We start from the raw sequence: 13,830 nt of genomic DNA, 5'->3' as shown, positions 1-13,830 counted from the left end.
ACAATATGAAACAAGATCCACGCTTCCCGAATTTGTTCATTACCGATCACCCTTTGATCCAGCACAAATTGAGTCACATGCGCGAGCACGACACGTCGACGCGCACCTTCCGTGAATTGCTCAAGGAAATCACTTTGCTGATGGGCTATGAAATCACGCGCGACCTGCCGCTGACGACGCGCGAAATCAAGACCCCGCTGGTCACCATCGACGCGCCCGTGATTGCCGGCAAGAAACTGGCCATCGTGCCTATCTTGCGCGCCGGCATCGGCATGAGCGACGGCCTGCTGAACCTGGTGCCATCGGCGCGCGTGGGCCACATCGGCGTGTACCGCGACCCCGCCACCCACATGCCCGTGGAATACCTGGTGCGCCTGCCGGACCTGAACGAGCGCACCTTCATCCTGTGCGATCCGATGGTGGCGACGGGCAATTCGGCCGTGTATGCCGTCGACGTGCTGAAAAAACGGGGCGTGACGGACGAGCAGATCATCTTCCTGGCCCTCGTGGCCGCGCCGGAAGGCGTGACCGTGTTCCAGAACGCGCACCCGAACGTCAAGATGTTCTGCGCCGCGCTCGATTCCCACCTGGATGACCACGCCTACATCGTGCCGGGCCTGGGCGACGCGGGCGACCGCATCTTCGGCACCAAATAAGCGCATTCAGGCGAGTATTGCGATGGCAACCTTGATCGACCCGGATTTTCGCGCCCGTTTGCGTGCCTTGAATGAAAAATATGCGGCCGGCGTGCCGGCCCTGATGCTGGCCATCGCGCAGGCGCAACAGCGCTGCGACAGCGAGGGGCCGCGCCTGGAGCCGCTGACGCAGCTGCACCGGGCCCTGCACGCCGTGGCAGGCTCGGCGGCCACCTTCGGTTTCGCCGCGCTGGGCCAGGAATGCCGGCGCCTCGAACAGCTGGTGCGCGGCCTGCTCAATGAGCCGGGGCAGGTGCTGGCCGACTGGCCGGCGCTGAGCGGGCAGGTGGACGCGCTGCTGCGCTGGGCGGGACGCGATGCGGCCGCCACCCACTTCAGCGCATGAGCGACAACGTTTAGGCGATGTGGTTGCAATGATTCATTTGATACAACGCAAAGCCCCCGCGTCGCAGATTAGGATATAGTGTGTCCATGCCGCTGGTACAGGGCGCCGCAAGACGGGGATTTGGCTATTAAAGTGGTGTTCGCAAGTTTATTTTGCGAAAGAATGGTTTTTCTCAGTTTTGTTGGTATAATTGGGCATCGTTGGATTCGAGGTAGTAGTGCAGTTTGTCTGTCATTTCTTTCTTGCTTCAAACGATATAACGGGCGCAAGCCCAACTTAACTGAAATAGGAAATTGTAATGGCAACTGGCATCGTAAAATGGTTCAATGATTCGAAGGGTTTCGGCTTTATTACCCCTGACGAAGGCGGCGAAGATCTGTTCGCTCACTTCTCGGCTATCCAGTCGAACGGCTTCAAGTCCCTGCAAGAGAACCAACGCGTTTCTTTTGAAGTGACCGCTGGCCCTAAAGGCAAGCAAGCTTCGAACATTCAGCCAATCTAATACGCTGGATCAAACGAAATAAAGAAATCCTCGGTCTCCGGGGATTTTTTTTCGCCTGAATTTCCGTGAGGCACGGGTTTTTCATGCGGTTGCCGGCACATGCGGCCCTTGCGCGCCATGCTTTGCCCTTGTGGCGCTGCCGGCGCATGCCGCGCCACCAGCGCGCGCCCTGCTTGTGAAGCCATCGACGCCACGGTGCCGGCAACGCCGTCGCGAGCGGCAGGCGGGGCGGGGAGCGCAAGCGTATCTTGAGTGCGGGCCGCCGGAGTGGCGAGCACCGCAGGTCTTCCATGCCGTCGCGCAACAGGCTGTGTCCGGCGCCCTCGGATGGCGTGATCAGGCGGGCACGCGCCAGTAATCGGCTTGCGCATAGCTGTGCCGTAAAAAATCCACGAATGCCCGTATGCGCAGCGGCAGGTGGCGGCGCTGGGCGAACACGGCGTAGATGTCGTTGCCCGGCGCGGCAAACTGGTCCAGCACCGTCACGAGCTGGCCCGATTCGATCTCCGCGCCCACTTCCCACATCGAGCGCCATGCCAGGCCCTTGCCGGCCAGCGCCCAGTCGTGCAGCACTTCCCCATCGTTGCAGACCATGTTGCCCGCCACCTTGAGGGTCACATTCTTGCCGTTTTCGCGGAAGGTCCAGCCCCGCTGGCTGCCTTCGCTGCTGATCGCCAGGCAATTGTGCTTGGCCAGGTCGGCCGGGATGCGCGGCGTGCCCGCCCGTTTCAGGTAGGCGGGCGAGCCGACGAGCACGCGCTGGTTGTCCGCCAGCTTGGTGCTCACGAGGGAGGAATCGGACAGGCTGGCGATGCGGATGGCCACGTCGATGCCTTCGCCGATCAGGTCGACGAGGCGGTCGTTCAGGTTCAGCGATACCGTCACGTCGCGGTGCTCGGCGACAAAAGAGGGAATCAGGGGCGCCACGTGCTGGCGCCCGAAGCCGGCCGGCGCGGAAATGAGCAGGTGGCCGCTGGCCTTCACGCTGCGCACGGCCACGGCCGCTTCCGCCTCTTCCAGCTCGCCGAGGATGCGCTGGCAGTCTTCCAGGAAGGCGGCGCCTTCATTCGTCAGTGCCAGCTTGCGCGTCGTGCGCTGGAGTAATTTCACGCCCAGGCGCTGCTCCAGCGCGTCGAGGCGCCTGCCTATCATGGCCGGGGCGATGCCCTCGGCGCGCGCGGCGGCCGACAGGCTGCCCTTGGCTACCACTTCCACGAAGGTCGATATTTGTCTGAACTGCCCCATGTCATGCTCCCGCAACGCCGTCACTTGTGATAAAAACGCATAGATGAAGTGATTTTTAATCTCGTTTCCATGCTTTATAGTGCACTACTATAGAACAAACGCGCCGCCTGGCAGAGTGTTTTTTGCGCCTCTGTCCGGCTTGCCCGCGCAGTCGTTCCGCTTATACTTGGCTCACCAGATCACCTTTGCTTATATTTATTAAAAACCGGAGAACTTCATGACGCAGAACACGATCGCACTTCCCGATGGCATGCAAATCACGGGTGACATCCAGCCCGGCTATGAACAGATCCTGACGCCGGCGGCGCTGGCGCTGGTGGCCAAGCTGACGCGCGAATTTGAACCGCGCCGCCAGCAATTGCTGGCCGTGCGCGTGGAACGGGCCAAGCGGCTGGACGCGGGCGAGCGTCCTGATTTCTTGCCAGAAACCGCACACATCCGCGATGGCGACTGGAAAATCGCGCCGATCCCGAAGGCGCTGGAATGCCGCCGCGTAGAAATCACGGGCCCCGTCGAGCGCAAGATGGTCATCAACGCCTTCAATTCCGGCGCCGACAGCTACATGACGGACTTCGAGGATTCGAACACGCCGAACTGGGACAACCAGCTGACGGGCCAGATCAATATGTACGACGCCGTGCGCAAGACGATTTCGCTGGAGCAAAATGGCAAGTCCTACAAGCTGAACGACAAGATCGCCACCCTCGTCGTGCGTCCGCGCGGCTGGCACCTCGATGAAAAGCACGTGCTGGTCGACGGCAAGCGCATTTCCGGCGGCATTTTCGACTTTGCTCTGTTCATGTTCCATAACGCCAAGGAACAGCTGGCGCGCGGCGCCGGCCCGTACTTCTATCTGCCGAAGATGGAGTCGCATCTGGAAGCGCGCCTGTGGAACGACATCTTTGTCATGACGCAAAATGAACTGGGCTTGCCGCAGGGGACGATCAAGGCGACCGTGCTGATCGAGACCATCTTGGCGGCGTTTGAAATGGATGAAATCCTGTACGAACTCAAGGAGCACAGCTCGGGCCTGAACGCGGGCCGCTGGGATTACATCTTCTCGTGCATCAAGAAATTCAAGCTGGACAAGGATTTCTGCCTGGCCGACCGCGCCAAGGTCACGATGACGGCGCCGTTCATGCGCGCCTACGCCTTGCTGCTGCTGAAAACCTGCCACAAGCGGGGCGCACCGGCCATCGGCGGCATGGCGGCCTTGATCCCGATCAAGAACGATCCGGAAAAGAACGACATTGCCATGGGCGGCGTGCGCAACGACAAGGCGCGCGATGCCACCGATGGCTACGACGGCGGCTGGGTGGCCCATCCTGGCCTGGTGGAACTGGCCATGGGCGAATTCACGAAAGTGCTCGGTGACAAGCCGAACCAGATCGACAAGCAGCGTCCCGACATCGACGTGAAGGCGGCGGATTTGCTCAATTTCCAGCCGGAAGCGCCGATCACGGAAGCAGGCTTGCGCTACAACATCAATGTGGGCATCCACTACCTGGGCAGCTGGCTGGCCGGCAATGGTTGCGTGCCTATCCACAACCTGATGGAAGACGCGGCCACGGCCGAGATCAGCCGCTCGCAAGTGTGGCAATGGATCCGTTCGACCAAGGGCGTGCTGGACGATGGCCGCAAGGTCACGGCCGAGATGGTGCGCGCCATGATTCCGGAAGAACTGGCCAAGGTGCAGCGCGAAGCGCCGGGCGGCAATGGCCCCACCTATGTGCGTGCGGGCCAGATCTTCGAAGAAATGTCGACCGCCGAATCGTTCGCCGAGTTCCTGACCTTGCCGCTGTACGAAGAAATCTGATCCTGATCAACTAGATCGATAAAAAATCCCGGCGATGCATGCAAGCATCGGCCGGGATTTTTTGTATGGATGTCGGCAGTGCCTGAGAAAACCGTGGCGACATGCAGCAGCTTGACCCAGCTGTCCTCAGAAATTGTTCTTCCACATGCGCAAGGCGGCAAACGCTTCCACGGGCGAGGCGTCGGCGGCCAGCTTGCCTTCCACCTTCAGGCTGGTCAGGATGGCCGGTTCGCGGTAGCGCAGGAAGGGGTTGGTGGCTTTTTCCAGGCCGATGGTCGACGGCACGGTAGGCAAGCCTTGCTGGCGCTTTTCCGTGTCGACGGCAACGCGCTCCTGCAGGACGAGGTTGCCCGGCTCGACGGCGCTGGCGAAGCGCAGATTGGACAAGGTGTACTCATGCGCGCAGAATACCTGGGTATCATCGGGCAGGGCGGCCAGCTTGCCCAGCGAATCGGCCATCTGGCCCGGCGTGCCCTCGAACAGGCGGCCGCAGCCGCCCGCAAACAGGGTGTCGCCGGAGAACAGCCAGGGCGCGTCGCCGTGCTCCGTACGCTGGCGCACGTAGGCGATATGCCCCTTGGTGTGGCCGGGCACGTCGATGACGGTCAGTTGCAAGCCCAGTTCGGCCACGTAGGCGACATCGCCTTCGGCAAGCGGTTCCGTGATGGCTGTGATAGCCTCATTGCGCGGGCCGAATACGGGTACGGCGAAATGCTGCAACAATTCAGGCACCCCGCCCGTGTGGTCGGCATGGTGGTGCGTGAGTAAAATGGCGGACAAGGTCAACTGATGGGCTTGCAGCGCATCGAGGATGGCCATCGCATCGCCCGGGTCGACCACGGCGGCATGGCGGCCGTCGTGGATGAGCCACAGGTAGTTGTCGGCAAAGGCGGGCACGGCAAGTACCGATAAAGCGTGTTCGGGAGATTGAGTCATGAGTCAAAGAGAAAACTGAATGGACAGTGGGGCATCCGAAAAATCCATTATAGCGCTTGACGGCTGGCTGCAGACACCGGCCGGTCTCTACGTGCGTGCCTGGGAGCAGCAATGCCTCGACAGCCTGACGGTCGACATCTTCGGTTACAACGCCGTGCAGATCGGCTTGCCCCAGCTCGACGCGCTGGCCGCCAGCCGCATGCCGAACAAGTGGCTGCTCGATTCGCGCCTGCCGGGGCCAGCGCCGCAGGAAAGCCGCACGACGCTGGTGGCCGCGTTTGACGAGCTGCCCTTCGATTCGCAAAGCCTGGACCTGGTGGTCTTGCCGCACGTCCTGGAATTTGCCGCCGAGCCGCACCAGGTCTTGCGCGAAGTCGAGCGCGTGCTGATCCCGGAAGGGCGCGTCATCGTCTGCGGCTTCAATCCGGCCAGCCTGTGGGGCATGCGCCAGGGGCTGGGACGGGTCACGGGGCGCCATTACCTGCCGCAGGCGGGCGAGCTGATCTCTATGCCGCGCATGAAAGACTGGTTAAAATTGCTGAACATGGGCGTGAGCCAGAGCCACTTCGGCTGCTACGCGCCCGCCTGCAGGACGGAAAAATGGCTGCGCCGCAACGCCTTCATGGACAAGGCGGGTGCGCGCTGGTGGCCATATCTGGGCGCAGTGTATATAGTGCAGGCGATCAAGCGCGTCAAAGGGATGCGTTTGATCGGTCCGGCGTGGACCAAGAAACCGGCGACGGCGCCCGCAGGCGCACCGGTCACGAATAAAAGGCGGGAACAGCAAGATGGATAAGGTAGAAATTTACGCCGATGGCGCATGCAAGGGCAATCCGGGCACGGGCGGCTGGGGCGCCCTGATGGTGGCCGATGGCGCCAAGAAAGAAATTTATGGCGGGGAGCTGAACACGACGAATAACCGCATGGAATTGAAAGCCGTGATCGAAGCCTTGACGGCGCTCAAACGTCCCTGCCAGGTGGTGATGTATACCGATAGCCAGTACGTGCAGAAGGGCATCAGCGAGTGGATCCACGGCTGGAAGGCGCGCGGCTGGAAAACGGCGGCCAAGGCTCCCGTGAAAAACGTCGACCTGTGGCAGGCGCTCGACACGGCCCAGGCCGTGCATGAAGTGGAATGGCGCTGGGTACGCGGTCATAACGGCCATCCGGGCAACGAACGTGCCGACGAACTGGCCAACCTGGGCGTGGAAACCGTGCGCGCGTAAGGCCGCACAGGCAGGCGGACCGCGGGCCGCACTGGCGGCCGGCGCGGCCCGCCACCCCGGCGGCACGGTACGCCGGTACGGAGCGTCTCCTGGTCCCCAGGGCGCATCGGGCCTCGCTGCCGCCCGCCATGGTGTTGCGGGGCGTCCCGGCGTCACTGCTTGCAATCGCGGGGCACAGGTTTGTTATACTGTGCCCTTCGCTTTTTTGCTTTTAAGATTGAACCTGCCATGCGTCAAATTGTTCTCGATACTGAAACCACCGGCCTGAACCCGCGCACGGGCGACCGCATCCTGGAGATCGGCGCCGTCGAGCTGAACAACCGCATGCTGACGGGGAACAATTTTCACCACTACATCAATCCCGAGCGCGATTCGGAAGAGGGCGCGCTGGCCGTCCACGGTCTGACCACCGAATTCCTCAGCGACAAGCCGAAATTCGCGGAAATCGCCGACGAATTCCGTGCCTACATCGCCGGCGCCGAATTGATCATCCACAACGCCCCTTTCGATATCGGCTTCCTCAACGCGGAATTCAAGCGCCTGAACCTGCCGCCCGTGCACGAGCAGGTGCATGGCGTGATCGATACCCTGGTGCAAGCGAAGGAAATGCACCCCGGCAAGCGCAACTCACTGGACGCCCTGTGCGACCGTTACGGCGTCTCGAACGCCCACCGCAAGCTGCACGGCGCGCTGCTCGACTCCGAATTGCTGGCCGACGTCTACCTGGCCATGACGCGTGGCCAGAACAGCCTCAGCATGGAAGAGGAAGTGGAAGTGGCCGCCGACGGCGCCGCCCTGGAAATCGTGCCCCTGGCCGAAGTCATCTTCCAGAGCGCCACGCCCGACGAACTGGCCGCCCACGAGGCCACCATAGCCGGCCTCGACAAGGCAGCCAAGGGCCAGTGCATCTGGAGCGCCGTCACGGCACCGCCAGCGCCCGCCTGAGGAAAAAGCAGGGCGCGCCAAATTTCCTGCCGCCAGCCCTTGCGGATGCCGCAACACCTATGCGATAATTCGCCTCGCTTCGGGAGGTTAGCTCAGGGGTAGAGCACTGCATTCACACTGCAGGGGTCGCAAGTTCGAAACTTGCACTTCCCACCAAAATTTTCGTTTGTATTCAATGGCTTACGATTTTACATCTGGTCGAAATACGAACTTGGGGCAAACTTGGGGCAATGGGTTTTTCGTCCATTGTCCAGCCCCAAACAATACGGCCGCTTTCTGCGGCCGTTTGCATATCTAGCTATAGTTAATTGTATTTCGGGAATTCATCCGCCCGCAGCGGGTTCGTCTGCGCGTACCGGCGCAGTAGTCGTTCCCTGCGTCCATGGTCCAGGCCTGCGGCGATCCATTTGCCGTAGGTACGCACTACCATAGTCGTGTCCGCATGGCCCATTTGCGTGGCGACATACAATGGCAGCGCGTCGAGCATGAGCAGGTTGGAGGCGAAGGTGTGGCGCGTCTGCTAACTCGAATCGATTGCGCCGCGACCCACGGAGCCCGAGATTGCCGTCGCAAGGCGTTTTGCCACGGAAGAGTTCATGGTGGAATCCACCGAAGCTCAAGCAGCTTTTACTTGAGCGCGGTAGAAGTCTCTGCAGGGCAGGGGGCACAGACAGGCCAGACCCGACCTCGTCGGTGGATCAGACTGCCACGAGATCGCACGCCAAGCGCCTGGCAGGACACCTAGGTCCTAGCACGATCCATCGGTATATCCTCTTCTAGGAATTATGCACCAGGAGAGTTTAAGCTACTGATGGAGATTCAGGTCGCAAAACTGCTGGATAGCAGCGTGGCAAAGTTCAGGGTTGCTGGGGATGCGTCCGCCGCTACCGCCGCTTCAACAGGTACAGTTGAGTTGAGCAGTGCAGCAGTTAAAATTATCAATCACGATAACGTTGCAAAATTTAAATTTCCTGGGGTTTGAGCGGCTTATGATTAAATTCGATGTTGAAATTCAGTGAAATTCGATGTTGAAATTCAGCGACAAATTATTTTGGCTGGGTTGGACGATTTCTCCCCCAATGCAATGCTGCCTAAAATACATGGTGGGCAATGTGGGGAAACGCCAAAGGAGTGGCGAAAAGAAGTTGTTTCGTTTGTATTTATAATGTTGGCAGCGGGACTTATTGCTCCATTACCTGGGGTAGAAGGTTACCAATCGAAAAGCTCAGAAGAAATTATCGATATTTTGCAGCAAGGTGATTCGGAAAATGGACTAGACGTTGATTTGGTTTGGGACGTCATACATTTTTCTGCCACGCAGAAGTTGCTTGAGTTGTTGCGGATATTTCAACTCAACACCTGGGAGTCGATGCATTCGGAATTGTCGCTGTCTCTTGGTAAGGACCTTGCGGAAATGAATGTTGTTTGTATTTGATCTACTTACCTTGCTACAAGGGCTGGGCGTACTGAGTTCGGAAGTGTAGAGCACCGAAAAACCAGGTGTTCTACTAGAGGGGGCGGGGTAAATACAGCGGAATCTTTCGTTCCTTTCTGTAATTCTAAAGCTTCGCTCCGAGGCTGATCGCCTTTGGGAGAAGGATGATGTGCTAACAACAACGGCTGAATCAGGTCCCACAGGTCGTCAGGAAGAAGGGCTCTGGCCGTGGCGCTGCTCCCGAAAACGATATCAGGTGAGTTTGACCAGCATTGCGGCCGTTGTTTCTCTGGATGTCAGGCGCTCTTACTCGCTGACCGGCACATCCAAGCTGAACGGGATCGATTCCGAAGCTTGGCTGCGCCATGTGCTGGCACACATCGGTGATCCCTCCGTCAACCGCGTGGACCAGTTCCTGCCATGGCATTTCCGTCGGCATTCAAACCCTGCCTGACCAACACCTGCCTCCCAGTGCTTGGACGTCATCGGTCACATTGAATGACCGTTCAAGACAGTTGTGGTCCGACGCTTACAGGGTATCGACTACTGCCAGCCGGTCTGCGAGCTCGTTGGCAAGTGCTGGTGACATGGTCATAAGTCATTCCTTTGCTGAACCGGTGGCTTGCGAAATGCAGCCAGTCCCGGCATCGGCACCCTTGAAGGCGCCAATCAATGTTTTCTTTAATGGTTACTCGAGATCGGCGTCGATGCGTTCGATCAGACCGGCGGCGTTGGCCTGGATTCGGAGCGACCCAATCTCGTGGCCAAAGGTGCCGGTGAAGTCAACGCGAACAAGCGCCACCTGCTTGTGTGGTTGTTCTAGCGACAATAACTTGCTCGCAGTGTTATAACCGACGAAGAATTGTTCGAGATAGCGACGAATACCTTCGATGCCGGCGAAGGCACAGCCAACCGACACGTCTTCGATGACCGCATCGGGCGTGAAGAGAGCCAACGTTCCCTCGACGTCAAAGGCATTGGCGAGTCGTATAAATTGATTAACCAGCTTTTGCATGGAATGCTCCTCAAGCATCGACGATTGTGGTGTCGGCGATGGTCTCGGCAAAACCATTGCCGAAAAGCATGGCAGGGGTTTGAAAACCAGAACGGTGCTCGCCGGCGAGAACGCGCCGTCCTGCCTCGACGGCGGCAGTAGCGGTGAACGTGTAGCCGTTGACCGTGTCGAGCACCGAGCGGACGACACTGCCATCTGAACTGGTGACCTCGGCGACGGCCTGATAACGATGGGCCAGCCGTTCCTGCTCACTCGGCCCATCCGTCAGTGCCGAGAGATCACCTCCTTGAGGGAATCCGTCACCGGCAACGTGGACGAACGTTTCAATGTCAGGAATGCCAGTTGATTTCCAGATCGTAATCAGATCGGGAAGGGTGACCCGAAAGCAATCCACTGCCCCCTTGCCAAAGTCGAGTTTTCGGACCGTTCCGTGCGGCCGCACAAGCAGCCCTCCGCCGTGGCGTGCAAGCGTCTCGGCGGTGACGCTGCCCATGGCGCTGACGGCCGAGCCTCGCGACAAACCACCTGATACATGCATGGCCACTTGAATGCTCGATGGATTATTTGCCTTTGCGACGGCGTGTCCGGCAAGGCAGCCGAGCATTGCCACGCTGCCGCCACTGCCCGGCAGTAGCATCACACCTGCGGCTTTCGCCTCGCCGTCGAGCACTTCGGCCAGACGATAGCTGTCAAGTTCCGCTGCGACGTCAAGATAGTGCACGCCTTGGCGAATACAGGCTTTCATCAGGACATTGGCAGTCCTTGCGAACGGACCTGCGCAATTGAGGAGGACACCGACATCGGCGAGTGATGAATCAAGCACTGCGGTGTCTTCGAGTGCGAAGACGCGGTACTCCAGGCCGAGCAACGCGGATATTGAAACGAGCGTCGCCTCATTACGTCCAGCAAGGATAAGCGGCGTTTCTGCCGCTGCGGCGTACTGCGCCGCCATGCGGCCGGTGTAGCCGGTCGCGCCATAAATCATTAATTTCTTCATATCAGTGCTGCCATTCCTTGTAGACGAATTCCAGGCTATAGCCATCCGGGTCGCGCACCTGCGCGGCGTAATAGCGTGGGTCATAGTGCAACTGCGGTCCGGGCGGATGGATGTCGGTGGCGCCAGCGGCCATCGCCGCCGCAAAGGCCGCGTCGACCATGCGCTGGCTATCGGCGACGAAGCCCACATGGGCGGCGCGGCCATCCACCGTCCCTTCGCGCAGCCAGAAGAACACGCGGCCGTTGGCGCCGAAACCCTTCAGGTCCGGGTGGCCTGCCGGGCCTTGGCGGCCGTCGTAGTCAAGCGCATGGGCAATGCCCAGCGGCGCCAGTGCTTTTTCGTAAAAGGCAATCGAGCGAGCGATATCGCTGACGCAGATAAAAACGTGATCGAGCATGATGCGTTCTCCTTGATTCAGATGATGTAGCCGCCCGCGACTTCGATGTTCTGAGCATTGATCCAGCGGTTCTCATTGGAAAGCAAGCTGGCGATAACGCCGCCGACTTCTTCCGGCTCACCGACCCGGCCGAGCGCCGTCTGGTCCGCCAGCATAGCCTCGAACTCCGGTGTCAGTCCGCCGCCCAGCTCAGTGCGGATCGCACCCGGCGCGATCGAGTTGGCCCGAATGCGGCGCGCGCCGAATTCCTTGGCCATGTAGCGCGTAAGTACCTCCAGACCACCCTTGAAAGCGGCATACGGCGCCACGCCAGCCGTCGCTACCCGGCTCGTTGCGCTGGTGACGTTGACCACGTGGCCGCCGTCCTCGATGAGCGGCAGCAGCGCCTGAGTCAGGAAAAACGGCCCCTTGAGGTGGATGTTGAACAGACCGTCGAACTGCGCCTCGGTGACCTCAGCGATCGGCGCATACAGCCCGTGGCCGGCGTTGTTGACAAGGAAGTCGAAGCTGTTTCGGCCCCAGACGGCGGCCAGCTGGCCAGACAACGCCTGGCGGAAATCGGCGAACGATTGGCTGTTGCTAACGTCCAGCTTCAGCGCAACCGCCTTTCCGCCCGTCCCCGTGATGGCTTGTACGACCGCTTCCGCTTTTTCCGGCTTGCTGTTGTAAGTGACGACCACGCCCATGCCGCGCTTGGCGCATTCCAGTGCAGTGCTGGCGCCGATGCCACGGCTGCTGCCCGTCACGATGACAATCTTCATTCGATTCCTCCAGTAGATTAGTGAGATCCATGGTAAGACTGCCGCCAGCAACGGACTCACCCGATCCTCCTCAAAACTTGCCTATTTCTGCTTTCCCATTGCATCCGGGGGTGGCCCCTGTTAGGGTTTCAACATGGAACAGCAAATGCAAGAATTGAGAGCACTGGCCGCAGGGGCCGAGAATCGCCGCACCGAAACCGGCATCCCACGTGTCGCCATGGTGCAGGGCGAGATCCCGGAGCATCTGCTCGCTGCCGTCTACGATCCAATGGTCAACTTGATACTGACGGGATCGAAAACGATGACGATTGGCGACCGCACTTTTCATTATGATCCGGCCACCTACTTTGTGATGTCAGTGGATCTCCCTGCAGTGGGGGCTGTACATCCTGCCGCGACAGGCGAAGCGTATCTGGCTGTGAGCTTGACGCTTGATCCCGCCATCGTCGCTGCGCTTATCCGTGACTTGCCGGTTCGGGTAGGTAGTACGCTGTTGGGTTCAGGATTCTCGGTTGCGCCAGTCAATGGGGAGCTGCTCGACGCGTGGATCCGTATGCTGCGACTAATGGAACGGCCGGACGAGATAGCAGTGCTCGCTCCTGCTTATGAGCGTGAGATATTGTTTCGTGTGCTTCAGGGGCCTCTCGGTTGGATGCTACGAGACATTGCATCGCCTGACACGGCTCTTTCACGTATTAGTGTGGCAATCAACTGGATACGTCGTAACTTTACCGAACAGATAAAGGTGGAGGCACTCGCTGAGATGGCGGCGTTCAGCGTTTCTGCATTCCATCGCCATTTTAAAGCGGTGACGGCATTGAGCCCCTTACAATATCAAAAACGTCTACGTTTGTTACATGCGCGCTCCCAACTCATCTCCGGCCAAGGCAGCGCGACTTCGATTGCGTTCAGTGTCGGCTACGAGAGCCCTAATCAGTTCAGCCGGGAATATGCTCGCTTGTTCGGCCTGCCACCTTCTCGAGACCTTGTGAAAGCCACCCGAGAGCTGCGGGGGGAGTAGTAATCGAGCCAACACCCCTGGACGGCTCGCAAGCTTGGTCTATCAGGTGGAAATTTAAAATTGCTCGCACCAGGCGGTTGGTCGGTCACCAGCTATTTGAAGGCCGGATCAATACGGTGCTGGGCTTACGCTTTCAGTTAAGCGGCCGTGGCAAGCTTCTGTTTTGGCGTGATACCGTCAGGTGCCATGTCGCACCGGCCGTGATGGCAAAGCTACCGCCAGCCTCCAAAGTCCCCGATCTGGCTGAGCGCGCGAAGCAGATGACGGGCCAGTCTATCGTAGCCAATTGTGCCGCTATCGCGCGTATAGGCAGGCGCTCTGCTGCTGCCTTGATCGGGTAAACCAACCTTCGCCGTCCGTTATCGCGAGAGAAGGCCTGCTTTTGCTAGCGCGCGACAGGAGTCTCTGCAGGGCAGGGGCGATAGACAGGCCAGGCCCGATCTCACCGTTGGATCAGGCAGTGACGAGATCGCATACCTGGTGCCTGGAAGAC

The 13,830-nt window shown here is 59.6% G+C and carries 16 protein-coding genes, 1 tRNA gene and 1 pseudogene; 12 read left to right on the top strand and 6 right to left on the bottom strand.

The features are described from left to right. Positions 1-5: 5 nt before the first annotated feature. The 3 genes from upp to EBS11_RS00490 all read left to right on the top strand — a co-directional run bounded on the left by upp (position 6) and on the right by EBS11_RS00490 (position 1,543). Positions 6-656, top strand: a complete 651-nt coding sequence (gene upp / locus EBS11_RS00500) for a uracil phosphoribosyltransferase (protein WP_046682928.1) — start codon at positions 6-8, stop codon at positions 654-656. Between the two features lie 22 nt (positions 657-678). Further along, positions 679-1,041 (top strand): Hpt domain-containing protein, encoded by a 363-nt coding sequence (locus tag EBS11_RS00495; protein ID WP_290599701.1) that lies wholly within the window; start codon positions 679-681, stop codon positions 1,039-1,041. 298 nt (positions 1,042-1,339) lie between these two features. Continuing rightward, positions 1,340-1,543 carry a cold-shock protein gene (locus EBS11_RS00490; protein ID WP_010398811.1) on the top strand — a complete coding sequence of 68 codons (204 nt, stop codon included), beginning with the start codon at positions 1,340-1,342 and terminating at the stop codon, positions 1,541-1,543. A gap of 336 nt (positions 1,544-1,879) precedes the next feature. Here the strand turns inward: EBS11_RS00490 and EBS11_RS00485 are convergent, their stop codons facing one another. After that, positions 1,880-2,788 carry a LysR family transcriptional regulator gene (locus EBS11_RS00485; protein ID WP_290599666.1) on the bottom strand — a complete coding sequence of 303 codons (909 nt, stop codon included), beginning with the start codon at positions 2,786-2,788 and terminating at the stop codon, positions 1,880-1,882. 217 nt (positions 2,789-3,005) lie between these two features. Here EBS11_RS00485 and aceB point away from each other — a divergent pair, with 217 nt between their 5' ends. Then, complete coding sequence (gene aceB / locus EBS11_RS00480; RefSeq protein WP_290599665.1) at positions 3,006-4,604, top strand: malate synthase A; 1,599 nt, start codon at positions 3,006-3,008, stop codon at positions 4,602-4,604. Positions 4,605-4,730: 126 nt separating this feature from the next. Here the strand turns inward: aceB and gloB are convergent, their stop codons facing one another. Continuing rightward, a complete protein-coding gene (gene gloB, locus EBS11_RS00475) occupies positions 4,731-5,540 on the bottom strand; it encodes a hydroxyacylglutathione hydrolase (protein ID WP_290599664.1) in 810 nt (269 codons plus the stop codon). Positions 5,541-5,559: 19 nt separating this feature from the next. Between gloB and EBS11_RS00470 the strand changes: the two genes are divergently transcribed. The 7 genes and pseudogenes from EBS11_RS00470 to EBS11_RS00440 all read left to right on the top strand — a co-directional run. Continuing rightward, positions 5,560-6,336: a class I SAM-dependent methyltransferase gene (locus tag EBS11_RS00470; RefSeq protein ID WP_290599662.1), complete on the top strand. Its 777-nt coding sequence runs from the start codon at positions 5,560-5,562 to the stop codon at positions 6,334-6,336. Beyond that, entirely contained in the window at positions 6,329-6,766 is a 438-nt protein-coding gene (gene rnhA, locus EBS11_RS00465; RefSeq protein ID WP_092800349.1) for a ribonuclease HI, read from the top strand. Before EBS11_RS00470 ends, rnhA begins: the two co-directional genes overlap by 8 nt. Before the next feature lie 228 nt (positions 6,767-6,994). Then, positions 6,995-7,711, top strand: coding sequence for a DNA polymerase III subunit epsilon (dnaQ, locus tag EBS11_RS00460; protein ID WP_290599659.1), 717 nt, complete (start codon positions 6,995-6,997; stop codon positions 7,709-7,711). An 81-nt stretch (positions 7,712-7,792) separates the two neighbouring features. Continuing rightward, a tRNA-Val gene (locus tag EBS11_RS00455) sits at positions 7,793-7,867 on the top strand. A 655-nt stretch (positions 7,868-8,522) separates the two neighbouring features. Continuing rightward, complete coding sequence (locus EBS11_RS00450; RefSeq protein WP_290599657.1) at positions 8,523-8,693, top strand: hypothetical protein; 171 nt, start codon at positions 8,523-8,525, stop codon at positions 8,691-8,693. Positions 8,694-8,726: 33 nt separating this feature from the next. Further along, complete coding sequence (locus EBS11_RS00445) at positions 8,727-9,146, top strand: hypothetical protein (protein WP_290599655.1); 420 nt, start codon at positions 8,727-8,729, stop codon at positions 9,144-9,146. A 307-nt stretch (positions 9,147-9,453) separates the two neighbouring features. After that, a pseudogene (locus EBS11_RS00440) lies at positions 9,454-9,600 on the top strand (transposase domain-containing protein); the annotation flags it as partial. A 234-nt stretch (positions 9,601-9,834) separates the two neighbouring features. On the opposite strand, the gene EBS11_RS00435 reads toward EBS11_RS00440, so the two are convergent. The 4 genes from EBS11_RS00435 to EBS11_RS00420 are packed head-to-tail and all read right to left on the bottom strand — an operon-like array spanning position 9,835 to position 12,316. Further along, positions 9,835-10,161 (bottom strand): nuclear transport factor 2 family protein, encoded by a 327-nt coding sequence (locus EBS11_RS00435; RefSeq protein ID WP_290599653.1) that lies wholly within the window; start codon positions 10,159-10,161, stop codon positions 9,835-9,837. A gap of 10 nt (positions 10,162-10,171) precedes the next feature. Beyond that, positions 10,172-11,158 (bottom strand): saccharopine dehydrogenase NADP-binding domain-containing protein, encoded by a 987-nt coding sequence (locus tag EBS11_RS00430; RefSeq protein ID WP_290599651.1) that lies wholly within the window; start codon positions 11,156-11,158, stop codon positions 10,172-10,174. Position 11,159: 1 nt separating this feature from the next. Then, positions 11,160-11,555, bottom strand: a complete 396-nt coding sequence (locus EBS11_RS00425) for a VOC family protein (protein WP_290599650.1) — start codon at positions 11,553-11,555, stop codon at positions 11,160-11,162. A gap of 17 nt (positions 11,556-11,572) precedes the next feature. After that, on the bottom strand, positions 11,573-12,316 hold the full coding sequence (locus EBS11_RS00420; protein ID WP_290599649.1) for an SDR family oxidoreductase: 744 nt from the start codon (positions 12,314-12,316) through the stop codon (positions 11,573-11,575). Positions 12,317-12,449: 133 nt separating this feature from the next. Between EBS11_RS00420 and EBS11_RS00415 the strand changes: the two genes are divergently transcribed. Beyond that, positions 12,450-13,337 carry an AraC family transcriptional regulator gene (locus EBS11_RS00415; protein WP_290599648.1) on the top strand — a complete coding sequence of 296 codons (888 nt, stop codon included), beginning with the start codon at positions 12,450-12,452 and terminating at the stop codon, positions 13,335-13,337. The last annotated feature ends 493 nt before the right edge of the window (positions 13,338-13,830 follow it).

Source organism: Janthinobacterium sp. (assembly GCF_009923995.1).
GTDB lineage: Bacteria > Pseudomonadota > Gammaproteobacteria > Burkholderiales > Burkholderiaceae_D > Janthinobacterium.
This window is presented reverse-complemented; position numbering and strand designations above follow the sequence as displayed.

Excerpts from the sequence above, each read along its gene's own strand:
- upp (WP_046682928.1), top strand. The coding sequence starts at position 6 with ATGAAACAAGATCCACGCTTCCCGAATTTGTTCATTACCGATCACCCT.
- EBS11_RS00495 (WP_290599701.1), top strand. The coding sequence starts at position 679 with ATGGCAACCTTGATCGACCCGGATTTTCGCGCCCGTTTGCGTGCCTTG.
- EBS11_RS00490 (WP_010398811.1), top strand. The coding sequence starts at position 1,340 with ATGGCAACTGGCATCGTAAAATGGTTCAATGATTCGAAGGGTTTCGGC.
- EBS11_RS00485 (WP_290599666.1), bottom strand. The coding sequence starts at position 2,788 with ATGGGGCAGTTCAGACAAATATCGACCTTCGTGGAAGTGGTAGCCAAG.
- aceB (WP_290599665.1), top strand. The coding sequence starts at position 3,006 with ATGACGCAGAACACGATCGCACTTCCCGATGGCATGCAAATCACGGGT.
- gloB (WP_290599664.1), bottom strand. The coding sequence starts at position 5,540 with ATGACTCAATCTCCCGAACACGCTTTATCGGTACTTGCCGTGCCCGCC.
- EBS11_RS00470 (WP_290599662.1), top strand. The coding sequence starts at position 5,560 with ATGGACAGTGGGGCATCCGAAAAATCCATTATAGCGCTTGACGGCTGG.
- rnhA (WP_092800349.1), top strand. The coding sequence starts at position 6,329 with ATGGATAAGGTAGAAATTTACGCCGATGGCGCATGCAAGGGCAATCCG.
- dnaQ (WP_290599659.1), top strand. The coding sequence starts at position 6,995 with ATGCGTCAAATTGTTCTCGATACTGAAACCACCGGCCTGAACCCGCGC.
- EBS11_RS00450 (WP_290599657.1), top strand. The coding sequence starts at position 8,523 with ATGGAGATTCAGGTCGCAAAACTGCTGGATAGCAGCGTGGCAAAGTTC.
- EBS11_RS00435 (WP_290599653.1), bottom strand. The coding sequence starts at position 10,161 with ATGCAAAAGCTGGTTAATCAATTTATACGACTCGCCAATGCCTTTGAC.
- EBS11_RS00430 (WP_290599651.1), bottom strand. The coding sequence starts at position 11,158 with ATGAAGAAATTAATGATTTATGGCGCGACCGGCTACACCGGCCGCATG.
- EBS11_RS00425 (WP_290599650.1), bottom strand. The coding sequence starts at position 11,555 with ATGCTCGATCACGTTTTTATCTGCGTCAGCGATATCGCTCGCTCGATT.
- EBS11_RS00420 (WP_290599649.1), bottom strand. The coding sequence starts at position 12,316 with ATGAAGATTGTCATCGTGACGGGCAGCAGCCGTGGCATCGGCGCCAGC.
- EBS11_RS00415 (WP_290599648.1), top strand. The coding sequence starts at position 12,450 with ATGGAACAGCAAATGCAAGAATTGAGAGCACTGGCCGCAGGGGCCGAG.